The sequence below is a fragment of the Pacificibacter sp. AS14 genome (assembly GCF_038899935.1).
Taxonomy (GTDB): domain Bacteria; phylum Pseudomonadota; class Alphaproteobacteria; order Rhodobacterales; family Rhodobacteraceae; genus Celeribacter.
Map to the genome: position 1 here is coordinate 139821 of NZ_JBBMQI010000005.1, position 25723 is coordinate 165543.

Sequence of the window (25723 nt, forward strand, 5' to 3'; positions counted from 1 at the left end):
CCGAGATTATGACACACCCTATAGAAGCAAAACTGACGGAACTTGGCTTGTCGCTGCCAGACGCCCCTGCACCCGCTGCCAACTATGTCCCTTTCGTTCGGGTCGGTAACTTGGTGCATGTTTCTGGTCAAATTTCAAATGGACCAGATGGTTTGATCACTGGTAAACTCGGCGCGGATCTTGACGTTGAGCAGGGTGCTGCAGCGGCACAGACCTGTGCTTTGTCCCTTCTGGCCCAAGCTAAGGCCGCCACCGGCGGGGATCTATCCAAGATCAAACGCCTTGTAAAATTGGTCGGGTTTGTCAATTCAACGCCTGATTTTACAGATCAGCCTAAGGTCATCAACGGTGCGTCCGATTTGATGGTCGAACTGATGGGAGACGCCGGGCGTCACGCGCGCTCTGCTGTGTCCGCGGGCTCTCTTCCTTTCGGTGTTGCCGTCGAAATCGAAGCTATTTTTGAAGTTGTTTGAATGAAGGTCTCTCTTCAAGACGTTTTTTTAAAGTCTCCGATTGCGCATCGTGCTTTGCATGATGAGGCTCTTGGGCGTGCAGAAAATAACTTTGCAGCGATTGAGGCTGCGATAGAGCATGGTTTTGGAATTGAGATCGACATTCAACAAAGCAAAGACGGTCAAGCGATGGTTTTTCACGATTATCACCTAGATCGTTTGACCGAAGCTAAAGGGCCATTTGCGCAGCTTACGGCAACTGAGCTTGGTCAAGTGCGTTTCCGATCCGGTGAAAAAGGCGTGCCGACATTGGCAGCTATCTTAGATCATGTTGCTGGTCGTGCGCCGCTTTTGATCGAAATAAAAGACCAAGATGGAGTCATGGGGCCTAATGTTGGGCCATTGGAACGCGAAGTGGCGCGGTTGCTACAAAGCTACTCCGGTGCAGTCGCAGTGATGTCTTTTAACCCTCATGCGATTGCGGTCATGGCCGATGCTGCCCCGCAGATTCCACGCGGGCTGACAACATGTGGGTATCTACCCCAAGATTGGCCTTTGTTGAGCGAGGCGACGCGCGCCGATTTGCGCAAAATTCCCGACTTTGACAGGGTTGGCGCTAGCTTTGTATCTCATCAATGGACGGATCTGGCATCGGAACGTATTCAAGACCTCAAGGGCGCAGGTGCCCGCATTTTGTGCTGGACCATTCGTAGCGCAGCCGAGGCCGCGGAAGCGACGCTTTATGCCGAGAATATTACCTTTGAAAGTTACGTTCCCGCTTGACGCAGGCTTCCCACGGTACAGGTTATACGCGCAGGAGTGCGCTATGAGTGATCAAATCGAAATTTTCGTCAGTGGCAGCATCGCCGAATTTGACCCAAGCGATTGGGATGCTTGTGCTGTGCAACAGTTGCGGGGATCACTGCATCCGCGTGACCCCTTTACCACCCATCGTTTTTTGGTGGCGCTTGAGGAGTCGGGCTCTGTTGGCCCTAGTACCGGTTGGGCACCGCGTTATCTGGGTGCACGCCAGAATGGTCAGCTTATCGCCGTAGCCCCGCTCTTTGCAAAAGGGCACTCTCAGGGCGAGTACGTGTTTGATTATGCGTGGGCGCAAGCCTTCGAGGGCGCTGGCGGCGCCTATTACCCAAAGCTGCAGGTCGCTGTACCATTCACCCCCGCCACGGGCCGAAGGTTACTGTGTCGCGAAGGCTTTGATGCAGTCGGCCAAGCGGCCTTGGTCCAAGGTGCTGTGCATGTGGCATCAGAGCAAAATTTGTCCTCGATGCACATAACGTTTTGTACCGAAGAAGAAGCACGCGCTGGTCGCGAAATGGGGCTGTTGCACCGGATCGGCCAGCAGTTTCATTGGGAAAATAAAAACTACGCTGATTTTGACGCTTTTTTAAGTGACTTGTCAGCGCGCAAACGCAAGGCCATCCGTAAAGAACGCAAACAAGCGCAAGGATTTGGTGGTGAGATTGTTTCGTTGACAGGAGACGCGCTTAGACCCGAACATTGGGATGCCTTTTGGCAATTCTACCAAAATACTGGCGCACGCAAATGGGGCACACCCTATTTGTCGCGTGCCTTTTTCGATTGCGTGCAAGAGACTATGCGCGATGATGTGCTGTTGGTCTTGGCGATGCGAGACGGTGTTGCCGTCGCAGGTGCACTCAATTTCATTGGTGGCGATACCTTGTTTGGGCGCTACTGGGGCTGCACCGAGCATCATGCCTGTTTGCATTTTGAGCTGTGCTATTACCAAGCCATCGATTATGCGATCATCCATAGGTTGACGCGGGTCGAAGCAGGCGCGCAGGGCGAACACAAGTTGGCACGCGGGTATCTGCCGAAGACCACGCATTCACTGCATTGGATTGCAGATGCGGGATTTGCTCGTGCGGTTCAAGATTTTTTGGATGCTGAGCGTGAGGCCGTCGATCAAGATACAGAAGTGCTGACAAGTTACGGCCCTTTCAAACGCACAAACATAGAGGACGACCATGACTGAGCTGATGGAACCGACCGAAATACTCGCGCAGATACCACCTGGTTGGAAATTGGGCGAGGCTGGAAATACGTTGTCCAAAACGTACCAGTTCGAAAATTTCATATCAGCGTTCGGCTGGATGACGCAGATCGCGATGATCGCAGAAAAAATGAACCACCACCCAGAGTGGCGCAATGTTTACCGCACCGTCGAGGTCACTTTGACGACCCATGATGTCGGTGGGCTGACCGCAAAAGACATCACTTTGGCACAGAAAATGAACGAGGCAGCGCGCAATGCTTGATACAATTCTTTCCTATACGATTTACCAAGACACCACGATCGGCGATCTATTGTCGCTTGAGATGTTGATCAGTTTGGGCGGCTCAATTGTTGGCGCCGTGCTTATGTTTTTGGCGGGTCTCGTGGTGGCGCGATGGACATCGCGGCGCATTCGGGCCATCGGCCTGCGGTTTCAGGCTTTGGATGACACCCTGTTCACCTTTTTGGGCAACATTGCACGTTATCTGATTTTACTGTTCACAGTGATGTTTGTACTCAACACTTTTGGCATTCAAACCACTTCGATTGTGGCCTTGATTGGTGCTGGTGGTTTGGCGATTGGTTTGGCGTTGCAAGGCACGCTGTCTAACGTCGCAGCCGGCGTGATGATTGTCTTTTTCCGCCCGTTCAAGATCGGCGATTTTGTAGATATCGCTGGCACCGCGGGGACAGTGAAAGACATCACGCTTAATTTCACTGAGCTGGCCAATCTATCAAATGTGCAAATTATTGTTCCAAACGCCCAAGCTTGGGGCAATATCATCACCAATTATTCGACCAACAACACCCGTCGTGCAGAATGGACTTTCGGCGTCTCTTATGGCGCTAATCTGAAAGTCGCTGAAAAGGCTATTCGCGATACAATCATGGCAGACCCGCGCTCTATGGCAGATCCAGAGCCTTTCATTCAGGTGAACAACCTAGGTGATTTTTCGGTGGATTTTTTGGTTCGTGTTTGGGTGTCATCGGCGGATTACTTTCAGTATCAAGCTGATATGAAACGCAATGTTAAAGAAGCCTTAGATGCGACCGGAATCGAAATTCCATTTCCGACACGGTCTGTATTGAACACTTCGAAATAGAATCTGAGATAACAAAAAAGGCGCCCGCAGTTTATTACGGGCGCCTAGTGGTCTCGATGCAAAAAACCTTACAGAGCGTCAACGACGCTCTCGCCGGCCGAGATGTTACATTCGCCTGCATTCTCTTCAACTTGCAGTACAGTCACAACACCATCTTCGGCCACAAGGGCATAGCGTTTGGAGCGATCTATCAAGCCCGCAGGGGGCGCCGAGAAATCAAGGCCAAGCGCTTTGGTCAAAGCAGAGTCTGCGTCGCCAAGCATCGCGATACCAGCCGCAGTCGCACCCGTCGCTTCGCCCCAAGCACCCATCACGAAGGGGTCGTTGACTGACACACAGATTACTTCATCCACACCTTTGGCTGTCAGCGCGTCTTTGGTGCGAATGAAACTTGGCACATGTGCAGTAGAACACACGCCAGTATAGGCACCGGGCAGGCCAAAGATAACAACTTTGCGCCCTTTTGTTTTTGTGCTCAGTTCAACGGCTTCTGGACCATTCGCGCCCATTTGCAGCAACGTGGCGTCGGGCAGTTTATCACCGATTGAGATTGTCATGACATGTCCTCTTTGCGTTTTCATTTCTCACCTAAAGATATAGTGTTCCTACAAACTTAGGCCAGAAGAGAAATCACATGTCCCATTATATCGTTGTTGGTGCCGGCCAAGCTGGCCAATCCATAGTCACCACGCTGCGGGGGCAAGGATTTGATGGCCAAATAACGCTGATCGGTGACGAGGCCGCCATTCCCTATCAACGCCCGCCTTTGTCCAAAGCTTATTTGCTTGGCGAAATGGAGCTTGATCGACTGTATTTGCGCCCTCAAGCTTATTACGTGGACGAGAATATAACGCTGCACACATCAACGCAGGTGACTGGTATCGATGCCGGCGCGAAGACCATCACAGTCGAGAAAGATGGGGGGGGTGAAACGCTGGCCTATGATGCTCTGGCTTTGACGACAGGGTCTGCCCCGCGTTACTTGCCTGCCAAAATTGGTGGCGATTTGGACGGTGTCTACACAATGCGCAGCTTGGCCGATGCTGATGCAATCGCGCCCGAGTTTGTCGCGGGCGCGTCAGTTTTGATCGTAGGCGGTGGCTATATCGGTTTGGAAGCGGCGGCTGTCGCGTCCAAGAAAGGCCTCAACGTGACCTTGGTGGAAATGTCCGAGCGCATTTTGCAACGCGTTGCCTCCAAAGAGACCTCTGATTATTTTCGCGCGCTGCATGAAAGTCATGGGGTGCGTATTCTTGAGGGCATTGGCTTGAATGTCCTGACGGGCGAGGGGCGTGTGTCCGGCGCAGAATTGTCAGATGGCAGCACCTTGGACGTTGATTTTGTCATTGTCGGCGTCGGTATAATTCCGGGCACGCAGCTGGCTGAGGCCGCAGGGGTCGCAATCGACAATGGTATCAAAACCGATCTGTTTGCCCGCACCTCTGATCCATCGATTTATGCGGCTGGAGATTGTGCGTCTTATCCACAAAATGGCATTCAGGTGCGTTTAGAGAGCGTGGGCAATGCCATCGACCAAGGTGCTGTTGCCGCTAAAAATATGCTTGGCCAGAATGTCGAATACACGCCTAAACCTTGGTTTTGGTCAGATCAATATGATGTGAAATTGCAGATCGCTGGCCTGTCTGCTGGGCATGACCAAGTTGTCGTGCGCGATGGCGGTGCCACGCATTCGCATTGGTATTACAAAGACGGGGCCTTGATCGCGATTGACGCGATGAATGATCCGCGCGGCTATATGGTGGCCAAACGTTTAATTGAAAGCGGCAAGTCCGCAGACCCAAGTGTTGTTGCTGATCCGGCATCTGATCTTAAAGCACTGCTCAAAGCGTAATGCGGATTGTTGCGGGCACATATCGCGGACTTGCTTTGGCCGCTTTGGGGAAAGGCGATGCGGGGGCGCATTTGCGGCCCACGACGGATCGTGTGCGCGAAAGCCTTTTCAATGTACTGGCTGGCGGAAAGTTCGGCGATGCTTTGACAGATGCGCGCACACTTGATCTGTTCGCAGGCACAGGCGCGCTTGGCCTTGAAGCCCTGTCGCGGGACGGCGAATGCGCGACCTTTGTCGATGATGGCCGCAAGGCGCAAAACTTGATCGAGCAGAATATCGCAATCTGTAAAGCAGGCTCGAAATGCAAGCTCATCCGCGCAGACGCCACGCGATTGCCGCGCAATCCCGATGCGCCCTATGATCTGGTATTCCTCGATCCGCCTTATGCGAAGGCCATGGGCGAAAAGGCGATTGCAGCCGCTTTGACGGGCAATTGGCTGACGGCAAGAGCGCTTGTGGTGTGGGAAGATTCAGCGCCTATCACCGTGCCAGACGCCTTGACCTTGCTCGACACACGAAAATATGGTGACACCAAAATCAACTTTCTGGAGCCGAAATGAAACAGCCCAAATTGGTTATCTTTGATTGCGACGGCGTGTTGGTTGACAGCGAACCGCCCACCTTGGAATTGCTCCGCGATGAGCTTGAACACCACGGCTTAAAGCTAACAATGGCTCAAGTGGACGCAGATTATATGGGCGTTGCTATGGCTGATATCGCCAAAAAAGCGCGCGCCAACGGCGCCGCCTTGCCGGATGGTTGGGTGGACGAAATCTATGCCAAGATGTTTGAGAAACTTAAAAAGGGCGTGCCCTTGATTGCAGGGATCGAGAGCGCCTTAGATGCATTGGACGCCGCAGGAATTCCCTATGCCGTGGGGTCTAATGGGCCAATGGAAAAAATGGATATCACGCTCGGCGCACATCCTGCGCTGTTTGAGCGTCTCAAGGGGCGTATTTTTTCTGCGCATGATTGCAAAGCCGGAAAGCCAGATCCTGAACTGTTTCTAAAAGCAGCGGCAGTCATGGGGGTTGAGCCGAAGGATTGTGTCGTGGTCGATGACAGCGTTGCAGGAGCGACAGCTGGCTTGCGCGCCGGTATGCGAACACTTGGGTTTGATCCACATGGCGAAGGTGCGCATTTGAAAACTATTGGCGCTGAGCATTTGGCGCATATGAACGATTTATCCTTATTTCTCAATCTGTAACGCCAAATCATATCATAAGGCGAAATCATAAAAGGCGCGGCTTGCAAGCTGCGCCTTTTAACATCTCGCGATCCGGCCATTGTGCAGGAGCGACAAACGTTGCGGGTGCAAAAAACCTGAAAAACTAAGCGCACTGCAACTCGCGACCTGTCTAATGCGACAACTGCCAATGCCACAGCGAATCGCATAAGAATCTCAATTATGCAGAATATGAAGATTTGAGAAAAATATGAAACTCGCGCGCCTTACGAAATATCCGGTCAAAAGCATGACCGGTTACGACCTTGCCATGGCGACAGCGGGGCCGCTTGGAATAAGCGAAGATCGTCGCTGGGCCGTTATCTACAGTTCAGGGATATGTGCAACGCGCCGTGAATTGCCGGCGTTGGCCAATCTTCATGCCGTGTGCACTGACGTCGGTATCAGCCTGTCTTTTGACGGCGAGCGTATTGACGTGCCATGGCCAACAGACGCGCCAACAAATGCATTCGTTTTTTCGACAGAGATCAAGAACGTACAGGATGCAGGGAACTATGCTTCCCATTTCTTGTCCTCTGCACTCGAGTGCGCAGTCCGCTTGGTGTACATGCCTGAAGAAAGCGCGCGCGCAGTTTCTGGGGCTTATGCGAAAACCCCGAATTTTACAGGGTTCTCGGATGGATTTCCAATATTGATCACCACAAAACCATCTTTACAGGCGTTGAACGCCGAACTGGCATCGCCAGTCGAAATGCGCCGTTTTCGACCCAATGTCGTGATCGACGGTGATTTTGAACCTTGGGCTGAGGATGAATGGCGCTTGATTCGCATAGGATCGACAGTGCTGCGTGTGGTAAAGCCTTGTGAACGTTGTGTTATGGTTACCCAAGATCCGGCCACGGGCATCCAAACTGATGCCTATGAACCTTTAGCCACGCTGCGCCGACTGCATCGTGCCTCTAATGGTAAGATCATTTTTGGGCAAAACGTGATCGTTGAAGTGGAAGGCACGATGAAGCTTGGCGATGAGGTTGAAATCTTGGAGCGTGGGCCCTCAAATTTGATATAGATCGTCGATGTTAACTAAGCCTTAAGGAAATCGCGCGACAGTATCCCCATGGGATTTGTTCATCGCACATTAAGTTTACTCTTCGTTCTCGCAGTCTTGAGTGGCTGTGCGTTGGACAGTCCCGCCTTGGGCTACGCCCGCGCTAGCGCGCAAATGGTTGAGATTGGTGGCAACATCTTCAAAGTTTACACCGAAATCAATGGTGATCGTGTCGAGGCTCATCGTGTCAACGCAGTCTTCCCACCGCCATCGCGCTTGTTGATTTTACAGCAAGCCCATGAAGCCATTGTCCAAGTGACCTCTTGCGATGTTAAAAAGGGATCGCTTGTTGGCGATCAAGCGATGGTCAAAGGTGTTTTGGTCTGCCCATCCGCCTAGATAAGTGTCTCCAACAGCGCACGAGCGGAATTCGATCTTGGGCGCCACAGCCCGCGATCCATTGCTTCAATCATGCGTTCTGCAATTTCTTTCAGCGCTGGTGCATTGTGCTCCTCGATAAAATCTCGCGTGTCGTCGTCCTCAATAAACGCGGCATGAACCAAATCGAAATGATGGTCTTTCACGGCATGGGTCGTCGCCGAGAAGGCAAACAAATAATCCACAGTCGCAGCAATTTCAAACGCGCCTTTGTAGCCGTGACGTTTGACGCCATCGATCCATTTTGGGTTCACCACACGTGATCGAACAACACGTCCGATTTCCTCGTCTAAAGTTCGAATAACGGGGCGTTCAGGACGAGAATGGTCGTTGTGATAGATCGGACGATCTTGCCCCTGCAAACGCGCCACAGCTGCCGCTGCACCACCTTCGAATTGGTAGTAATCATCACTGTCCAGAAGATCATGTTCACGGTTGTCTTGGTTGTGCACAATGGCTTCGACTTGGCTCAAACGTGCCTCAAACCCTGTCCGATCTTTGACGCCTTCGCGCCCCGCGCCATAGGCATATCCACCCCATTCCAAATAGGCATCGCCTAGATCATCACGATCTTCCCAAAGGCGCTCGTCGATCATGGCTTGAAGCCCCGCGCCGTAAGCCCCTGGTTTCGATCCAAACACCCGAGCTGTGCTCTCGCCATCGCGTGCACGCGCAGCCGCTGGGTTTTGATCTGCACCTTCGTCAAGCGCTTGTATTGCGCGTGCAGCACTATCGACCAACGCAATCAACTGGGGAAAAGCGTCACGGAAGAACCCGGACACACGTAGGGTGACATCGACTCGAGGTCGACCCAAAACACCCGCAGGCAGGATTTCAAACCCAGTCACACGTCGAGACATCATATCCCATTTCGGCTTCACGCCCATCAAGGCCAATGCCTGCGCAATATCATCGCCACCGGTGCGCATATTGGCTGTGCCCCAAGCCGTCACCAACATCGCGCTCGGCCAATCGCCATGATCTTGTAGGTGGCGTTCAATCAACATGTTCGCGGATTTCCATCCAAGCTTCCATGCGGTTTGGGTTGGCACAGCGCGCGCGTCGACAGAAAAGAAATTGCGCCCCGTTGGCAGTACATCTAGCCGACCACGTGTCGGCGCACCACTTGATCCGGGCTGTACAAATCGTCCCTCAAGCCCTGTCAAAAGTCCGTTGATTTCAGCAGGGCCACAGGCCGTCACCATGGGCAAAACACTGCCGCGCAGATGATCTAAAACCAACTGTGAAGCTGAGCCAAAGGCATCCAAGTCTTCGTCCAAAAGATGGGCCGCATAAAGCTCAAGCCGCTCAACCGTATCGCCAGTGCTGCGCCATAAATCAGGGTCTAATCCGGCCAAAACATCAGGTTTGGCCCCAGTCCAAGCCGCCGCCATGTCGCAATCCAAGGGATCAAAGCCAAAGCCAAAGCCAAAGTCCGCAGCAATAGCACGCACAAAAGAGGCATCGTGGCCTTTACCATCGCCACGCGGCACGCGCACCAAAGCCAATGCCAAATCACGCGCAAGGCGTCCCTCTGGTGCTTGACCAAAGATGTGCAAGCCGTCGCGAATTTGTGCTTCTTTCAGTTCACATAGATAGGCGTCAAGCTTGGCCAAATCACCGTCCTCATCGCCTGTCATACCGACATCACGATCCAGCCCTGTAACAGAAGACATCGACAAAATCTCTTTACGCAGCTCGCCGATACGGCGCGGATCAACGCCTGCAGCTTCAAAATATTCATCGACCAAAGCTTCCAGATCACGCAGTGGTCCGTAGGTTTCAGCGCGGGTTAACGGCGGGGTTAGGTGGTCAATGATAACAGCTTGCGCCCGTCGTTTGGCCTGAGTGCCTTCGCCGGGGTCATTGACGATAAACGGATAAAGATGCGGCATCGGTCCCATCACGGCTTCAGGCATACAGTCTTCGGACAAAGACGTGGCCTTGCCGGGTAGCCATTCAAGATTGCCGTGTTTGCCCATATGCACCAAAGCGTGTGCGCCAAAGGCGTGACGCAGGTAGAAATAGAACGCGAGGTAGTTGTGCGGCGGCACCAAGTCTGGCGCGTGATAGGTCTCGGTCGGATCGATGTTATAGCCCCGCGCAGGCTGGATGCCGACAACCGCGTTGCCATAGCTCAAGACGGACAGTGCGAAAGCGCCATCCGCGAAAAACGGATCGGTTTCAGGCGCACCCCAGCGCGTTTCGATTTGGTCGCGCACAGTTTGCGGTAGAGCATGATAGGCGCTCAAATAATCCGCTAGTGCGAGTTTCACGCCGCCGGTCCGCTCGGCGCGATCGGTCAGCCAATTGGTAGGTCCCGCAAGAATGCTTTGCATCAAGGCATCGCTATCATCGGGGATGTCGTTGATCGCATAGCCAGCCTGTTTGAGCGCAGTCAAAGTGCCGACTGTGGCCGCTGGCGTATCGAGACCCACGCCATTGGCAAGACGTCCATCTTTGTTGGGATAGTTGGCAAGGATCAGCGCGACTTTACGGTTGATCGCTGGCGTATGACGCAAAGCACACCAATTTGCCGTTAAGTCTGCAACAAAATCAATACGGTTCTCGTTGGCTTTGTAGGTCGCAATCGGACATTGCGTGGCCTCGTCAAAATATGCTTCGCCTTTGAACGACACCGCGCGGGTGAGCACACGTCCATCGACTTCGGGCAAGGCCACATTCATCGCGATGTCGCGCGCAGATAGGCCGGTTGTGCCTTCGCTCCATGCTTGTTCCGAAGATGAAGACAGAACCACCTGAAACACTGGCGCGCCATTGGCGAAATCTGCGGCCAGCGGATTGGCGGCACCTGTGCCCTCAGGCGTGCCAACAGCAAAAGAGGTACAGTTTAGGATAGCGCTGGGGGCGGCGTCAGTGAACAGAGATTCGAGTGTGGCCACAGAAATCGGGTCTTTGAGTGACGCCACAAAAACAGGCAGCGGGTTGAGCCCGCGCGATGTTAAGCTTTTGACCAAGCCGTCGATGGGCGCAAGGCCGGCCCCTTGGACAAGTGCGCGGTAAAACACAATAGGAACAACCGGCGCATCAGGCGTCCAATCGTTTTTGATTTTATCCAAGTCAGTCAAGCCATGCGCAGGCCAATAGAGCCCAGAACGCAGCAACGGTTTGGCGGGTTCGGGCCGTTCGCCATCCTCCAGAAGCGCGTGTGCATAGAGCAAAAAGTTACGGGCATTGTCCGCACCGCCTTCGGTCAAATAGGACCATAGCGCGTGGTAGTGCTCGGATGGGATGGTCGACAGGGCCGCGAGTTCTGCATCGGGTTTGTCATCTCCGGGTAGGGCAACAAAGGTCACGCCCGCCTCATGCAATCGCGCGGCGTATTGTTCGACACCGTATTTCCAATAGCCAGTCCCGCCCAAAACCCGCGCAATGACCATGCGGGATCTCGTAGCACAGTCATCAAGATGCAAATCGACCGACATCGGGTGGCGCAAATGCATCATCGACGCCAGTCGCAGACTGGGCCCGTCTGGCAGATTGCTATGCGCCAAAGACAACATCGCCAGCTCAGTATCGGCAGCCGAAATGACCACCAAATCGGCAGGAGTTTGGCTGAGATCGACAGCGTCGGTGCCGTCATCAACGGAACCAGCAGTGGCAGCAAGAAGGTGCATCTTGGGCGTCCTTTGTCGTATTCTCTTGTTTCATGCGCCGCTTTGCGGCATCAGCGGGTCAAATCAAAGAGGTATTTTCATGGATTACGGTAAAACTGGAGCAGCCAAAGTGCGCAAGAATTCACCGCGACATAACGAACATAACGCCAAAGGGACGTCTAAAAATCCCTTCAGTGTTAAAGAAACAAAGGCTGAACTTTTGGCCAGAATGAAAGCGGCCGCTGAAGCTAAAAAAGCGCAATGAGTTAGGTGAGCGTTTTTTGCATGAAGACGCTCACGCCGTTGTCCGCGTAGTCGCCAAACGCGCCTGAGCGCTCGAACCCAAAGCGTTCGTACAGGCGCACGGCGGCCTCAAGTTCATCACCGGTTTCAAGCTTGAGTGATACGAGGCCTTCTTTTGTCGCCATGTCCTCGATCGCGCGCACGATGGCGGCTGCAATACCTTTGCCGCGGCCAGCGGGTGAGGTGAACATAGACTTCACTTCGCCGTAGCCGCTTGCATCATCGCGACAAATTTTGAACGCACCCACACCCAAAACAACACCCTCTTCGCGCGCTGTGAAAAAGCGCACATCTTCGGCTGCCAGGGCATCTGTCGGCAGTGCGTGATTGTGTTCCTCATCATAGATTTCCGCCTGCAATGCTTGCGCCTCAGCCAAAAGGGCTGAGGGCTGAGGATCAAGCGGATTGCCAAGTTCGACAATGATCATAAGAACACCTTTACGCGCACAGGGCGGCTTCAATCGCCGCACGATCAAGGCCAGCGTGACCAATTACAACAAGACGCGTGTCCCGCTGCGCATCACCAAAGGGCTGGTCAAAGTAGTGATCCACGCGTGGGCCAACCGCCTGAATGGTCAAGCGCATTGGTTTGCCTGAAACGGCAGCGAAGCCTTTGAGACGCAAAATGCCATGTGCCGCGATCACGGACGACACTTGCGCTGCAAAAGCTTTCGGATCGGCCACCTCATTGCGAGAGACGATGAAACTTTCAAAAGCGTCATGGTCGTGATCGTGGTGGTGCTCATGCTCATGATCTTCCGCGTGATCATCTTCATGGTCGTGGTGATCGTCGTCGTGGTCATGGTGGTGGTGATGCACCTCGTGGCGGCTGGACATATCTGTCTCAGCGCCTATGCCCTGACCGAGCAAGACATCAATCGGCAAAGCCCCATGGGTGGCACGAACAACCTGCACGCCAGCGCGCGCTTCGGATTTGAGTTTCGCCACCAGAGCATCGGCTTGATCGTCCCCCAAAAGATCGGCTTTGTTCACGACAATCATATCGGCACAGGCAATCTGATCTTCGAACAACTCAGACAAGGGGGTCTCGTGATCAAGGTTCTCATCAAGCTTGCGTTGCGCATCGACGGCGGCAACATTATGGGCAAACAGGCCCTCGTTTACAGCCTTGCCATCCACAACGGTGACAACGCCATCGACGGTGACGCGTGTGGAAATTTCGGGCCAGTTGAACGCACGCACCAGCGGTTGCGGCAAAGCCAAGCCTGAGGTCTCAATCACGATGTGATCAGGTGCGTTTTCACGGGCCAGAAGTTTTTCCATTGTCGGGATGAAATCATCAGCCACGGTGCAACAAATGCAGCCGTTCGACAGCTCCATGATATCGTCTTCGGTGCAGGTCTCGTCCCCGCAGCCTTTCAAAATATCGCCGTCCACACCCAAATCACCGAACTCGTTGATGATCAAAGCGATGCGTTTGCCGTTCGCATTGGCAAGCATGTGGCGGATCAGCGTGGTTTTCCCAGCGCCAAGAAAGCCAGTGACAACAGTGGCAGGAATTTTAGCGGGCATATGTGCCTCCATTCATGAAAACGCCGAGGCGATGAAGCCCCGGCGCATGCATGATTAAGATGTGAGATTAAGCAGCGTTGAAGAGGCGTGGGGCGGCAAGACCTGTCGCGCTTAACTGCTTTTTGATCAATTTTGCGCCGGCCAAAATGGCCAAGTCAACAAAAGGCTCGATGGCGACAACAAGCATGTAGGCCGCGCCAAATGTGCCGATAGAGGCCAAAACGTCAGAGCCAAAGCCCTGACCGTAAACAACCCAAAAGCCAACCCAAGCGACAACGCCAGCTTGGTAAGTTGTGGACAGCAAAAGCGCCTGTTTGTAGCTCACATCCGCATAGGCGGTGCCCGGCGCGATGATGCGATCTGCAACCGCTTTGATCGCCAGCAAAGGCACGATGATGGTGGTGACGTTCATGCCGTATTGTGGCAAATCGAATTGGGCAAAGAAAATGCCTTGAAGCAAAAGACCAACAGCAAGGCCGATTGCCGCAGGGGCTGCGCCTAAGATCAAGAAAATCGTGGAACCAAAGATAAAGTGCACTTCAGACACGCCAATCGCGTGATGGGGCAGCACTTGAAAAAAGATGAAAACAGCGATGCTGGCGACCAATGTGCGCGCGGCAAATGACATGACGCCTGTTTCGCGGATCGTGTCCATGGCGTGCTTGGCAGTAAAGCCCGCAGCACCAACAGCAGTTACAACAGAAAGCGCGAGTTTTGCGCCTGTGACGAGACCTGGCTCGATATGCATATTTTAGTCCTTGCCTAAGCCGTCATCCCCGACGGCTGGTTGATATAAGGCCACGGCTGGTCTCCTGGCTTGCGGGTCAATGTGCGCTCGCCGCCTTCCCAAACCTTAAGGTCCAGTGGCAGTATTGGCGTGCACTCACCGCATACAGTCGCGGGGGCGGCTGTGGATTCGAGCCCCGACTTGGGTCACTCTAACCACATTCCCATTTCTCCCCTGCACGCTTGGCGTGACGATAGGGGAACCATAGCGACCCTATTTGGCGCAAGCGCGCCCTCTGGGTCAAGGCGATTCCCCTGATACTTTTGGATGACGTCGCGCTGTGTCCCTCGCGCATCGCAATATCTTGTGGATAAGTTGCGTTTAAACTCTATATTTTGCCACCTGCCTGTTGACAGGCTAAGGTGGCCCTAGGACAGTTTTTGTCAACAGAATCAAACACAGACTCAAAAAAGGCCCCAAGTGCGCTTTAACCGACTTCGCCTCAATGGCTTTAAAAGCTTTGTGGACCCCACCGATTTAATCATCGCTGAGGGTTTGACAGGCGTTGTCGGACCGAATGGCTGTGGCAAGTCGAACCTTTTGGAAGCGCTGCGTTGGGTCATGGGCGAAAACCGTCCTAAGGCCATGCGTGGCGGCGGCATGGAAGATGTGATTTTTGCTGGTGCCTCATCGCGACCTGCGCGCAACTTTGCCGAAGTCGCACTGACCATAGATAACTCTGAACGCCTTGCGCCCGCCGGCTTTAACGAGGCCGATACAGTCGAAATCACACGTCGCATAACCCGCGACGCTGGCTCTGCTTACAAGGTGAACTCTAAGGATGTGCGCGCCCGCGATGTGTCGATGTTGTTCGCCGATGCCTCCACCGGTGCGCATTCGCCAGCACTTGTGCGGCAGGGGCAAATCTCTGAGTTGATCAACGCCAAACCCAAAGCGCGTCGCCGTATTTTGGAAGAGGCGGCTGGCATTTCGGGCCTGTATCAACGTCGCCATGAGGCCGAGTTGAAACTCAAAGGGGCTGAGACCAATTTGGCCCGTGTTGATGATGTGCTGGAACAGCTTGCATCTCAAATCGCGTCGCTCGCGCGTCAAGCCCGCCAAGCAGCGCGGTATCGCGAAATCGGCACAGAGCTGCGCCAAGCCGAGGGCACGTTGTTTTATCGCCGCTGGCGGGACGCCGACCTCGCACGAGCTGAGGCAGAAGAAATCTTGCGCAGCCGTTTGAAGCAAGCTGCCGAGGCTGAAAAGCTTACACTAGGAGCCGCCAAGCAACGCGCTGAAAAGGAAGAAATTCTGCCGTCGTTGCGCGAAGAAGAAGCTATCGCAGCCGCCGTCTTGCAGCGCCTCACCGTGGCACGTGATCAACTGTCTGACGAGGAAAAACGCGCGCGCGCCTCTATCGACACATTGACCCGCCGCATTGATCAACTCGTCGCCGACATGACCCGCGAAGAGCAACTCAATCGCGATGCAGGCGAGACCATCGAGCGCTTGGAGTGGGAAAGACGCGAGCTGTCAAAAGCTGCCGAAGGCCATGAGCCAAAACTGGATGAAGCGTCACTCAGTGCGGCTGAGGCCAACGAAGTTCTGCAAGATCGCGAAGCACAACTGTCCGAGATGACTGAAGACGTGGCGCGCTTGGCGGCGCGGCATCAATCCGCCACGCGCCTTGTGGATGACAACCGCAAAACGCTTGATCGCGCGCGTGCTGAATCGGATCGCGCCCGCGTGTCGGTTAAAGAGGCAGAAGCAACTTTGGCGGGATCTGCCGAGGCACTGATGACCGCGACCACAGCGCAAGAAGAGGCGACCTACTTGGCCGAAGAGGCCGACGCGGCGCTGATCGAAACCGACGAGGCCCGCGCCGATGCGCAAACCCGTGAGGCGTCTGCGCGTGCTGCGCGATCAGAAGCCGAAGGCGAACTTGGCGCGCTGAAAGCTGAGCTTGCAGCCTTGTCTAAAATGCTCGACCGCGATCAGATTGCGGGCAAGCAAGTGTTGGATTTGGTCAAGGTTCAGGCAGGGTATGAGAAAGCCTTGGGGGCGGCGCTCGCAGACGATTTGCGCCAACCTGCGATTGAGGCCTATCAGGCCTCTGGTTGGGTCACTTTGCCTGATTATCCTGATGAACAAGACTTGCCCATGGGCGCTGAACTTTTGTCAGAATACGTCACTGTGCCGGCGGTTTTGGAACGCCGTATCGGCCAGATCGGTTTGGTGAAAGCCGAGGATGGCGCGCGGTTGCAGGCTGATCTAGAATCTGGCCAGCGCCTTGTGTCCATCGAAGGCGACCTGTGGCGCTGGGACGGATTTCGCTCAGGTGCAGAGGATGCGCCATCAACCGCAGCCCTGCGATTGCAACAGCTGAACCGTTTGGAAAACTTGAAACAAGAAACCGCAGCGGGCGAAGCCAAAGCCGCGGGGGCCTTGCAGGCGCACGAGCACTTGAAAGCTGAATTGCAACGACTGTCCGAGGTTGACCGCATCGCCCGCGAAGCGCGCCGCAATGCCGATCGGGCTTTGTCAGATGCTGCACGCGCCTTGTCGCGGGCTGAGAATGATCGCACGTTGGCCGAGGGCAAGGTTGAAAATCTTGGTCTGGCTGTGACGCGTCACGATGAAGAAGCGCTCAGTGCCGATACGCGTTTGCGTGAGGCTGAGGCGTCGCAGCGTGAATTGCCGGATTTGCAAGCAGCTCGTGATGCGATTGAAAGTGTGAAAATGGCCGTGGAAGCCGCGCGTATTACGATGATGTCCAAGCGGTCGTCCTATGACGAAATTCGCCGTGAAGGCGAGGCACGCACCCGCAGGTCGCAAGAGGTCACTAAGGAGTTGTCCGGTTGGCGTCACCGTTTGGAAACGGCTGAAAAACGCGTCTCAGAACTGAACCGCCGCAAAGATGCATCCGAGCATGAACTGGAAGATGCCATCGGCAAGCCCGATGAGATCGCCGAAAAACGCGCGACCTTGATGGATGACATGGACGAGGCCGCGCTGCGCCGTGCCAAATCTGCCGATATGTTGGCTGAGGGCGAAGAGGCTTTGCGCGCAGCCGTGACGGCAGAGCGCGAAGCAGAGCGCTTGGCGTCAGAGGCCCGCGAGGCCCGTGCGGCATCTGAGGCGCGGCGTGATGCAGCACGTGAAACCACAATGGCTGCCGTTGAACGCATCCGCGAGGAGCTTGAAAGCACACCTGAAAATCTACTCGAAGAACTGGCGATTGATCCCGACACCTTGCCCACGGGCGAGGCGATTGAAGTCGATGTAAACCGTCTCAAACGTCTGCGCGACAGCTTGGGCGCGGTGAACCTGCGGGCGGAAGAAGATTCCAAAGAAGTGCGTGAAGAGCATGACAGCTTGCAGGCCGAAAAGCTGGATTTGGAAGAGGCGATCAAGACCTTGCGTAGCGGAATTGCGTCGTTGAACAAAGAAGGGCGCGAGCGTCTTTTGACCGCATTTGAGGAAGTGAATACCAGTTTTTCAAGCCTATTTCGCCACCTGTTTGGCGGCGGTGAAGCCAAGCTAATGCTGGTGGAAAGCGATGATCCGCTGGATGCAGGTCTTGAGATTATGTGCCAACCGCCCGGCAAAAAATTGTCTACTCTGTCTTTGCTGTCTGGCGGGGAACAAACGCTGACTGCTATGGCGTTAATCTTTGCAGTGTTCTTGGCGAACCCTGCGCCAATCTGTGTGCTCGACGAGGTCGATGCGCCGCTTGATGACGCCAACGTCACGCGCTTTTGCGACATGCTCGATGAAATGACGCGTCAAACTGATACGCGTTTTTTGATCATCACGCACCACGCGGTGACCATGGCGCGTATGGACCGTTTGTTTGGCGTGACGATGCAAGAACAGGGCGTGTCGCAGCTGGTGTCTGTCGATCTGAAAAAGGCTGAAGCGCTGGTTACTTAATCGGCCCTACAGCTTTTGGATACGGTCCGTTTTTGTGATGATGCCCGCTTGCGTGATCTTGCACAAAACGCCGCGCAGGCGCAGATCGATGTTCTCTGGCTTTATGATCCAGTTTTTGGCGTCCGCGCCATAACGCACCTTCCATTTGACGCATCCATCATTAAACAAATCCGTCACTTCGACCACAGCGGTGCCAATCTTAAGCTGCTGTCCAACGGCAAGATTGTCGGTTGACGTGTCGATATCCGCGATGATCGTATCGCCGGGATGCAGCCTGTCTTGGACCACCAAATCAAAGACGCGCTTGGGCAGGATCGAGACTTGAATGCGCGGATCGGGGCTGCCGTCTTCTAGGCGTGACCAAGGATGTTTGAGCCAACGTTCACCCATGATGCCGCCCTCGGGCGACACTTCGATGTGGTCGGGGTAGGCGCGTTTTCCAAAACTTGGGCGTGTGCATAAAATATCGATGGCCACGTCGTCTTTGGGGGCGGACAAAATATGTGGCAATGCGGCGTCTAGGTCATCCATTGTGATCATTACAGTGCTCCCAGCAAGGCTGTGGTTGGCCAGGCATCCGCGGGAAGACCCAAACGTTGCTGCTCTGCTTGCACGGCGGCACGGGTTTTCGCGCCCAAAATTCCATCGACTTTGCCGACATCATGCCCACGCTTTTGCAACTTGGTCTGTAGGCTTTTCATCTGCGCGTCAGACAGTCCCGCGTCAGGATTGCCCGCCTGATAGGCAGGGGCCCCTTCCAGACGGGTGGCAAAATAGGCTGCGGTGGTCACGTAGACAAAGCTTTTGTTCCACTCAAAATAGACATCGAAATTCGGATAGGCCAAGAAGGCAGGTCCCTTGCGGCCCATGGGCAGCAAGACGGAGGCCTTGAGATTGGACTTTCCAAGGTTGCCTGAGCGCGCGGTGATGCCCATTTTGGCCCAATCACCGACAGAGATTTTATGGGTCAAGCCGGTCTTGGACCAGTCGAGGTTGCTTGGCACTGTGATCTCTTGCAGCCATGGTTCGCCTGCACGCCAGCCCAAACCTTTCAGCATTTTGCCGCCGGACATTAACGCGTCTGGGGCTGAAGTTTTTAGGTTCACATGACCGTCGCCATCGCCATCCACACCATTGCGCAAGATGTCTTCGGGCAACATTTGCACCATGCCAATTTCGCCAGCCCAAGCGCCTTGGGTGCGCACTGGGTCGAAATCGCCGTGTTCGTACAGCTCCAGTGCTGCAAAAATTTGCGGTTGAAACAGCTCTGGGCGGCGGCAGTCATGACCCAGTGTCAGCAATGAATTGAGCGTGTTGAAATTGCCTTGAACTTGGCCATAGTCCGTTTCCAACGCCCAAAATGCCAACAAAACACCCCGAGAAACGCCGTAGTTTTGTTCGATCTTTTTGAAGACGGATTTGTACTTTTCTCCATAAGATGCGCCATTGCTCATCCGGTTTTGGCTGATCACTGCGCGAGAAAAGTCGATGAAGTCTTTTTTGAACACGCCTTGTGAACGGTCAGCCTTGATCACGGCGGGGCTGTGGGCGGCGTTCGCGAAGAATGTGTTGACGGTGCTTTTATCGTGACCCAAACGCATCGCTTCTGCTTTGGTATTGTTTACAAAGCTGGAAAATGATCCGCCACAAGGCACGTTCGCAAAAGCGGGCGAGGCACATGTAAGCGCAAGAACGAAAGGGAGAAACCGCATAAAACCACCTGTTATCAATTTGGGTTGTTAACCAATTCGGACACCCTAGCTGCGGAATGTAACAGGTGCAAATGTGATGGGTTAAGCAAGCAAGAAAGCGCTCCAAAACGATAAAATCAAACTGGTCAAAAGCAGCACGCTCCAAGCAAGCCACAGACGCTGACATGCGGCATGGATTTCATAAGTTTGGGCCTGCTTGCGTCCAGTATCATTGACCCAATCGTAATGTTGCATCTCGCCGTGGTAGGTACGTGGACCAGATAAGGCAATGCCAAGAGCGCGTGATAAAGCCGCTTCTGGCCAGCCTGCATTAGGTGATCTGTGCTTGGATGCATCTGCCGCAATACTGCGCAGGTTGACAAAAGAATGCCCGCCCAAAGGCAACAGCAACAGCATTGTAAGACGTGCAGGAATGAAGTTGAGCAGGTCATCAAAGCGAGCAGAGGCCCAACCGAAATCCGCATGTTTGGGTGTTAGGTAGCCGATCATACTGTCGGCTGTATTAACCATTTTGTAGATCATAATTCCGGGCAGCCCGCCGACCAAGAACCAAAATACAGGAGCGACTACGCCGTCGGAAAAGTTTTCAGCGGCGGATTCAATCGCGGCGCGCGCAACGGCGGAGGCATCCATATCTTCCGTGTCTCGCCCAACGATCATGGCCACCGCGTTACGTCCGTCTTGCAAGGACGATTCCAAGCCCGTTGCGACCGCTTTGACGTGTTGGATCAGGGATTTATGGGCAATCAGGATCGCCGCTGTGATGATGTCCAGATAGGGTATGGCTGCGATCAGCGCGCCGATTGCGCCGCTTAAGATGACAAGCACACAAAGCAAAATAACCCCTTTGGCCCTAAGCCGCGCATCTGTGTTGAAGCGCGTATCGGCCCAGCCAATCAAGCGGCCCATCAGCACGGCAGGGTGGGGTAGGCGCGACCACAGCCATTTGGGTTCGCCAAAAATAGCGTCTAGTGTCAGCGCAAAAAACAGTGTGAGGGCTGTGCTCAAAGCGCAGCCTCAAGTTGGCCCCATGCATCAGGAGCGGGCAGACCAAGGCGAATCCATTTGTCGGAATAGGGGAAGATCCGCGTCCAGATTTTGTTCTGCGCCAAACTCTCTTGCAAAGCGCGTGCATCATCGACCTCATAAAGACGAAACAGCGATGTGCCGCCAATAGTCTGGGCGCCTTGTGAGTTCATCAAGGCATCCAGCCGATCGGCGTCCTGCGTCAAACGAAGCCGTGTGATTTTGGCCCAAGCTTGATCGTTCAAAGCCGCGGCGCCGATGTGTAGTGCTGGTCCTGACACGGCCCAAGGGCCCATAATAGTTGAAAGAGTGTGAATGGTGTCGGGGTGCGCGATGGCAAAGCCAAGACGCAGGCCAGCCAGACCCCAAAATTTACCAAAACTTTTAAGCACGATGGTGTCGTCCCGTGCTGCGCGCGCGATATGACTTTGCTCAGGTGCTATATCGCAAAAGCTTTCGTCAATCACCGTAATAGGGGCTGTCAGCTCATGCGCAGACCAAACCCGTCCCGTGGGATTGTTTGGATGAACAACGACGTGAACAGAGCCCTTATCGCGCGTCACCTGCCATCCTTGCGCATCGAAGGCACCGGCATGTTCATTGTAGGTAGGTTTTTGAATGGACACCTGTCCCTTTGGCCACAAAGACGGCATGCGCGCAATCAGGCTCGATGCGCCGGGCGCAGGCAGGATAGCAGCTTCTTTGGGCACATTCCAAAATGTGCGGGCCGCTTGAACAAGCGCATCAGAGGCTGCAGCATCGGGTAAGGCCGACCATGCGTCTTTGGGGAAAGCACCGATTGAATAGGGCACGGGATTGATGCCTGTTGATAAGTCCAACCAATCGCCGCGTTCGCCGCCGAACCGCGCAGCGGCGGCGTCAATGCCCCCTCCGTGATCGCGGTGCCTGCTCATGTCTTTTCGGCCTTAGGGGGCATTGACTCAACAGGCAGCGGCAAGTGGCGGGACACGAAATGGCCCTTTACACCGACGGGCCATGTACGGAATGGGACTTGGCCTGTGGCCGATTGCGCATGGAGTTCAGCAAAGTCGGTGATCGCCTGCGCGTCATCGACTGTGCCATCAAAACTGCCCAGCGAGTAACCGATTTTGGTCTGACCAGCGTCATCCAAGCCCTGAATAATGACATTGCAGGCGCGCTCGCAGCCCATCGTGCATGACACGCGGCGGGTTTCCACTTGCGCTGTTTGCGCGCATGTTTCAATCGCCTGTGCCAGCACATCTCCATCTGTGACGTCCGCTTGGCGGTCGTTCCAGTCGCTGCGCTTGCAGCCTTCGCATATTGTGATCCATGTCTTCATGGGTCTCTTTTGCCGCCTGTGGGAATGAGTGCAAGTTAAAATGCTACCTTAATCTGTTCTTTAAGACAGGTTCAGGTGCATTGACCACAGTCTTAAGCATTCGTTACTTTAGAATATCGAATCCTGCAAAGAAATATCTTTGAGGCGAGATGTAGGACATGGGGTCCGGGGGTGAGTATGGAAGTTCTAATCGTAGAAAGTAATCCAGATTTAGGTGCCGTTTGGCAGCGTCACCTTGAGCGTCACGGTGTGAGCGTTCAGTGCACTCTTGGCCAAACCAGCGCAATTGAACATTTGCAACTTAACTCCGTTGACTTGATTGTGCTTGATTTGGTTCTGGACGATGGGTCGGCTTTTGCTGTCGCAGATTATGCGAACTACCGTTACCCCGACACGCCTGTAATTTTTGTGACCAATTCGACGTTTTTCTCTGATGGGTCCATTTTCCAGCACATGGCGAATGCGCGGGCATTTATAACATCCGAAGTCGACCCCGCCGATTTAACGGCGATGGTCGAACATTATGGACGCCCAGCGGGCGCTGCGCAGTAACGGTTCAGGCTGTGTCCCGATCAGCCGCGTCCGTGCGGTGCATCCCAATCTAGCTCTGGCGTGATTGGCACAATTCGGTTCGGATTTATGGTTTCATGGCTGTAATGGTAATGACGCACGAAATGGTCGAACTTCGTGGTCTCAGCAATGCCATCCCATTGATAAAGCTCTCGTGTATAAGCCCATAGGTTGGGGTAGTCTTTCAGCATGTGTTTGTTGCACTTGAAATGCCCATGATAGACCAAATCAAACCGCACCAAAGTGGTGAACAACCGCCAATCGGCTTCGGTGATATGATCGCCCACTAGGTAGCGTGCGGACCCCAAACGATCTTCGAGCCAATCCAAAGTGTCGAATAGCGGCACAACGGCGGCGTCATAGGCCGATTGCGTGGTCGCGAAACCCGCTTTGTAAACGCCGTTGTTAAGCGTGTCATAAATCCGCGCATTTATGACGTCGATGTCATTGCGTTGTGTCTCGGGCCAAAAGTCCAATCTGTTGCCTCTCAAATCGTCAAAAGCAGAGTTGAACATGCGAATGATTTCAGAGGATTCGTTGGACACGATGGTATTTAGTTTTTTGTCCCACAAAACTGGCACAGTCACACGGCCCGACACATCCGGTACGGCGCTGGTGTAAATTTCGCGCAGAAACTGTGAGCCAAACAAATCATCGCCAGAGCAACCCTCGAAATCCGTCGCAAAGGTCCAACCGTCATCTAACATGTCCGGATGTACCGCAGATACGGTGATTATGTCCTCAAGACCTTTGAGAGTGCGAAAAATCAAAGTGCGATGCGCCCAAGGGCAAGCATAAGATACATACAAATGATAGCGCCCTGCTTCAGCTTTAAAGCCGCCTTTGCCGGTAGGGCCTGCAGAGCCATCAGGCGTAATCCAATTGCGAAACCCTGCGGTTGAGCGTTGAAATCTGCCGCCGCTGGTTTTGGTGTCATACCAATCAGTGTTCCATTTTCCGTCTTGCAAAAAGCCCATGACTGTCTCCTTTTCTCGACAACAGTTAGCCCAAGCCGCTCTGTGCGGAAATGGGACTAGGGGCGCAGCTATGGTGCGCGGGCGCACAATATAGGTAACCTGCGACAGTGTGGTTGCGCTAAACCAATTGCACCGCGAGGCTTGCGAACTTATAGAAAGACCATGACGACGCCTTCTATCAAGAGGGCCAGAGAGGTTGGCTAGGCTGGATTGACCCAAATAGGGGATCCAAAATAGCATCGTCGGGATCTTCCCAGCCTCCTTGAATTGAAACAGCCCAACGGGGTGACTGCGCAGGGCATGCTCTGCGCTTGAGACAAGGAAATACTATGCGGCACTTAATAACTGTTCTTTTTAGCTTAATCGCAACGCCGGCTTTGGCGCATGTTGGCCATATCGGCGAAATGGCTGGCCATAATCACGTGGGCGCAGCCATCGCGCTGGGCGCAGCCGCTGGTATCGCCATTTGGGGCGCGATCAAAGGCAAAAAAGAAGATGACGCAAGCAGTGAAGCCGAGGCAGAATCAGAGCCCGACGCAGAGCCGCAGGAAGCTTGAGCATCATGAAAACTGGAGTGATGATCTGCGGCCACGGGTCCCGCAGCCAATCTGCCGTGGACGAATTCGCGGTCTTGGCCGAAAAATTGCCAGCGTTGTTGCCAAGCGATTGGATGGTCGATTACGGCTATCTTGAGTTCGCAAACCCTGTGATTCGCGATGGTCTAGACCGTCTGCGTGAAGCAGGGTGCGACCGTATTTTGGCTGTTCCAGGCATGTTGTTTGCTGCGATGCATTCTAAAAATGACATCCCGACAGTGTTAAATACCTATGCCGCAAAGCACGGCATCGATGTAAAATATGGTCGCGAACTTGGGGTCGATCCCAAGATGATCGCAGCCGCCGGTGCGCGGATCAAAGATGCCGTGGCTGCCGCCAATGCTGAACACGGCGAATTGCCCTTGCATGAGACGGCTTTGGTCGTGATCGGGCGCGGCGCGTCTGACCCTGACGCCAATGGCAACGTGTCAAAAATCGCGCGGATGCTGTGGGAAGGTATCGGTTTTGGCTGGTGCGAAGTTGGCTATTCTGGCGTGACGTTTCCACTGGTGGAACCTTGTCTCAACCATGTGGCGAAACTTGGATATAAACGCGTCATCGTGTTTCCGTATTTTTTGTTCACAGGCATTTTGATCGACAGAATTTATGGTTTTACCGACCAAGTGGCTGCTCAGCACCCAGACATCCAATTCGTCAAAGCGGGTTACCTGAACGATCATCCGAAAGTCCTAGCGACCTTTGCTGAGCGTATTTTGGAACAGCAAGGCGACGTGCCTGTGCCCAATTGCGGCATTTGCGCCTATCGCACCCAAGTTTTGGCTGTTGAGGGTCAAGAGACCAAGACGATCACCGCCGAAGAACGTGCAGAGCTCAAAGTCAGCGGCAAAGGTCATCCTGCGTTCGGTGATGTGCCGCCGCCGACGTGTGTGATGTGTAAATACCGCACGCAAATTTTGGGCTTTGAAACCGAAGTCGGCTCTGTGCAAGAAAGCCACCACCACCATGTCGAGGGCCAAGGGGCCTCTGCGCCAGGGTCAAACGTGTCCGATTGTAAGCTTTGTGATCATTTTTGTACGGGGCTGTGTCGCTTGCAGCAAACAGATCAAGATCACGCGCACCATCATCACCACGATCATGAGGATCACGCGCATTCACATGATCATGCGCATGGCCACGACCATGATCATCATCACCATGATCACGACCACAGTCATCCTGAATATCCTCATGCCAAGCATCCTCACGGTCCAGAAAGTGCGCGCAAATCATGACGCGCGCCCTTTTTGACGTCCATGTGGTCGTAGATTGGTCCTCAGCTGGTAAACCCAAG

General features: G+C 54.1%; 26 protein-coding genes and 1 riboswitch. Of the genes, 15 read left to right on the forward strand and 11 right to left on the reverse strand.

Going from position 1 to position 25723, the window contains the following annotated elements; genetic code table 11:
- The first annotated feature begins 8 nt into the window (after positions 1 to 8).
- From WNY38_RS07485 to WNY38_RS07505, 5 genes are read left to right on the forward strand one after another with little or no spacing between them, the layout of a single operon-like run.
- On the forward strand, positions 9 to 473 hold the full coding sequence (locus tag WNY38_RS07485; RefSeq protein WP_342856713.1) for a RidA family protein: 465 nt from the start codon (positions 9 to 11) through the stop codon (positions 471 to 473).
- Complete coding sequence (locus tag WNY38_RS07490) at positions 474 to 1235, forward strand: glycerophosphodiester phosphodiesterase family protein (RefSeq protein ID WP_342856714.1); 762 nt, start codon at positions 474 to 476, stop codon at positions 1233 to 1235.
- A 43-nt stretch (positions 1236 to 1278) separates the two neighbouring features.
- On the forward strand, positions 1279 to 2466 hold the full coding sequence (locus tag WNY38_RS07495; RefSeq protein WP_342856715.1) for a GNAT family N-acetyltransferase: 1188 nt from the start codon (positions 1279 to 1281) through the stop codon (positions 2464 to 2466).
- Entirely contained in the window at positions 2459 to 2749 is a 291-nt protein-coding gene (locus WNY38_RS07500; RefSeq protein WP_342856716.1) for a 4a-hydroxytetrahydrobiopterin dehydratase, read from the forward strand. The genes WNY38_RS07495 and WNY38_RS07500 overlap by 8 nt, the downstream gene beginning before the upstream one ends.
- Positions 2742 to 3590: a mechanosensitive ion channel domain-containing protein gene (locus WNY38_RS07505; RefSeq protein WP_342856717.1), complete on the forward strand. Its 849-nt coding sequence runs from the start codon at positions 2742 to 2744 to the stop codon at positions 3588 to 3590. The genes WNY38_RS07500 and WNY38_RS07505 overlap by 8 nt, the downstream gene beginning before the upstream one ends.
- A gap of 68 nt (positions 3591 to 3658) precedes the next feature.
- Here the strand turns inward: WNY38_RS07505 and WNY38_RS07510 are convergent, their stop codons facing one another.
- A complete protein-coding gene (locus WNY38_RS07510) occupies positions 3659 to 4147 on the reverse strand; it encodes a peroxiredoxin (RefSeq protein ID WP_342856718.1) in 489 nt (162 codons plus the stop codon).
- Between the two features lie 77 nt (positions 4148 to 4224).
- Between WNY38_RS07510 and WNY38_RS07515 the strand changes: the two genes are divergently transcribed.
- From WNY38_RS07515 to WNY38_RS07535, 5 genes are all read left to right on the forward strand, one after another.
- On the forward strand, positions 4225 to 5442 hold the full coding sequence (locus WNY38_RS07515; RefSeq protein ID WP_342856719.1) for an FAD-dependent oxidoreductase: 1218 nt from the start codon (positions 4225 to 4227) through the stop codon (positions 5440 to 5442).
- Positions 5442 to 6002: a 16S rRNA (guanine(966)-N(2))-methyltransferase RsmD gene (gene rsmD, locus WNY38_RS07520; RefSeq protein ID WP_342856720.1), complete on the forward strand. Its 561-nt coding sequence runs from the start codon at positions 5442 to 5444 to the stop codon at positions 6000 to 6002. The genes WNY38_RS07515 and rsmD overlap by 1 nt, the downstream gene beginning before the upstream one ends.
- Positions 5999 to 6649, forward strand: a complete 651-nt coding sequence (locus WNY38_RS07525; protein ID WP_342856721.1) for an HAD family phosphatase — start codon at positions 5999 to 6001, stop codon at positions 6647 to 6649. The genes rsmD and WNY38_RS07525 overlap by 4 nt, the downstream gene beginning before the upstream one ends.
- A 229-nt stretch (positions 6650 to 6878) precedes the next feature.
- Complete coding sequence (locus tag WNY38_RS07530; protein WP_342856722.1) at positions 6879 to 7697, forward strand: MOSC domain-containing protein; 819 nt, start codon at positions 6879 to 6881, stop codon at positions 7695 to 7697.
- A gap of 48 nt (positions 7698 to 7745) precedes the next feature.
- Positions 7746 to 8075: a hypothetical protein gene (locus WNY38_RS07535; RefSeq protein ID WP_342856723.1), complete on the forward strand. Its 330-nt coding sequence runs from the start codon at positions 7746 to 7748 to the stop codon at positions 8073 to 8075.
- Here the strand turns inward: WNY38_RS07535 and cobN are convergent.
- The gene (gene cobN / locus WNY38_RS07540; protein WP_342856724.1) at positions 8072 to 11752 is read right to left on the reverse strand and encodes a cobaltochelatase subunit CobN; all 3681 of its coding nucleotides are present in this window, start codon (positions 11750 to 11752) and stop codon (positions 8072 to 8074) included. The two genes, WNY38_RS07535 and cobN, sit on opposite strands and share 4 nt — an antisense overlap.
- 79 nt (positions 11753 to 11831) lie before the next feature.
- Between cobN and WNY38_RS07545 the strand changes: the two genes are divergently transcribed.
- Positions 11832 to 11996 (forward strand): hypothetical protein, encoded by a 165-nt coding sequence (locus WNY38_RS07545; protein WP_342856725.1) that lies wholly within the window; start codon positions 11832 to 11834, stop codon positions 11994 to 11996.
- A 1-nt stretch (position 11997) separates the two neighbouring features.
- On the opposite strand, the gene WNY38_RS07550 is transcribed toward WNY38_RS07545, so the two are convergent.
- The 3 genes from WNY38_RS07550 to WNY38_RS07560 form a co-directional block, all read right to left on the reverse strand.
- Positions 11998 to 12462 carry a GNAT family N-acetyltransferase gene (locus tag WNY38_RS07550; RefSeq protein ID WP_342856726.1) on the reverse strand — a complete coding sequence of 155 codons (465 nt, stop codon included), beginning with the start codon at positions 12460 to 12462 and terminating at the stop codon, positions 11998 to 12000.
- A 10-nt stretch (positions 12463 to 12472) separates the two neighbouring features.
- Positions 12473 to 13567 (reverse strand): cobalamin biosynthesis protein CobW, encoded by a 1095-nt coding sequence (gene cobW, locus WNY38_RS07555; protein WP_342856727.1) that lies wholly within the window; start codon positions 13565 to 13567, stop codon positions 12473 to 12475.
- A gap of 67 nt (positions 13568 to 13634) precedes the next feature.
- The gene (locus tag WNY38_RS07560; RefSeq protein WP_342856728.1) at positions 13635 to 14315 is read right to left on the reverse strand and encodes an energy-coupling factor ABC transporter permease; all 681 of its coding nucleotides are present in this window, start codon (positions 14313 to 14315) and stop codon (positions 13635 to 13637) included.
- A gap of 36 nt (positions 14316 to 14351) precedes the next feature.
- Positions 14352 to 14576: riboswitch (cobalamin riboswitch) on the reverse strand.
- Between the two features lie 198 nt (positions 14577 to 14774).
- On the opposite strand from WNY38_RS07560, the gene smc reads away from it, so the two are divergent.
- Positions 14775 to 18230, forward strand: a complete 3456-nt coding sequence (gene smc, locus WNY38_RS07565) for a chromosome segregation protein SMC (protein ID WP_342856729.1) — start codon at positions 14775 to 14777, stop codon at positions 18228 to 18230.
- Positions 18231 to 18236: 6 nt separating this feature from the next.
- Here smc and WNY38_RS07570 read toward each other — a convergent pair whose 3' ends face one another.
- From WNY38_RS07570 to WNY38_RS07590, 5 genes are all read right to left on the reverse strand, one after another.
- Positions 18237 to 18770 carry a hypothetical protein gene (locus WNY38_RS07570; protein ID WP_342856730.1) on the reverse strand — a complete coding sequence of 178 codons (534 nt, stop codon included), beginning with the start codon at positions 18768 to 18770 and terminating at the stop codon, positions 18237 to 18239.
- Entirely contained in the window at positions 18770 to 19942 is a 1173-nt protein-coding gene (locus tag WNY38_RS07575; RefSeq protein WP_342856731.1) for a lytic murein transglycosylase, read from the reverse strand. The genes WNY38_RS07570 and WNY38_RS07575 overlap by 1 nt, the downstream gene beginning before the upstream one ends.
- An 81-nt stretch (positions 19943 to 20023) precedes the next feature.
- A complete protein-coding gene (gene cbiB / locus WNY38_RS07580) occupies positions 20024 to 20950 on the reverse strand; it encodes an adenosylcobinamide-phosphate synthase CbiB (protein ID WP_342856732.1) in 927 nt (308 codons plus the stop codon).
- Positions 20947 to 21882: a threonine-phosphate decarboxylase gene (locus tag WNY38_RS07585; protein ID WP_342856733.1), complete on the reverse strand. Its 936-nt coding sequence runs from the start codon at positions 21880 to 21882 to the stop codon at positions 20947 to 20949. The genes cbiB and WNY38_RS07585 overlap by 4 nt, the downstream gene beginning before the upstream one ends.
- On the reverse strand, positions 21879 to 22289 hold the full coding sequence (locus tag WNY38_RS07590) for a DUF1636 domain-containing protein (RefSeq protein ID WP_342856734.1): 411 nt from the start codon (positions 22287 to 22289) through the stop codon (positions 21879 to 21881). The genes WNY38_RS07585 and WNY38_RS07590 overlap by 4 nt, the downstream gene beginning before the upstream one ends.
- A 177-nt stretch (positions 22290 to 22466) precedes the next feature.
- Here WNY38_RS07590 and WNY38_RS07595 point away from each other — a divergent pair, with 177 nt between their 5' ends.
- Positions 22467 to 22841, forward strand: a complete 375-nt coding sequence (locus WNY38_RS07595) for a response regulator (RefSeq protein ID WP_342856735.1) — start codon at positions 22467 to 22469, stop codon at positions 22839 to 22841.
- 20 nt (positions 22842 to 22861) lie between these two features.
- Here WNY38_RS07595 and WNY38_RS07600 read toward each other — a convergent pair whose 3' ends face one another.
- Positions 22862 to 23836 (reverse strand): glutathione S-transferase family protein, encoded by a 975-nt coding sequence (locus tag WNY38_RS07600; protein ID WP_342856736.1) that lies wholly within the window; start codon positions 23834 to 23836, stop codon positions 22862 to 22864.
- Between the two features lie 329 nt (positions 23837 to 24165).
- On the opposite strand from WNY38_RS07600, the gene WNY38_RS07605 reads away from it, so the two are divergent.
- Positions 24166 to 24393 carry a DUF6732 family protein gene (locus tag WNY38_RS07605; RefSeq protein ID WP_342856737.1) on the forward strand — a complete coding sequence of 76 codons (228 nt, stop codon included), beginning with the start codon at positions 24166 to 24168 and terminating at the stop codon, positions 24391 to 24393.
- Positions 24394 to 24398: 5 nt separating this feature from the next.
- The gene (locus tag WNY38_RS07610) at positions 24399 to 25664 is read left to right on the forward strand and encodes a sirohydrochlorin chelatase (protein ID WP_342856738.1); all 1266 of its coding nucleotides are present in this window, start codon (positions 24399 to 24401) and stop codon (positions 25662 to 25664) included.
- Positions 25665 to 25723: the final 59 nt, after the last annotated feature.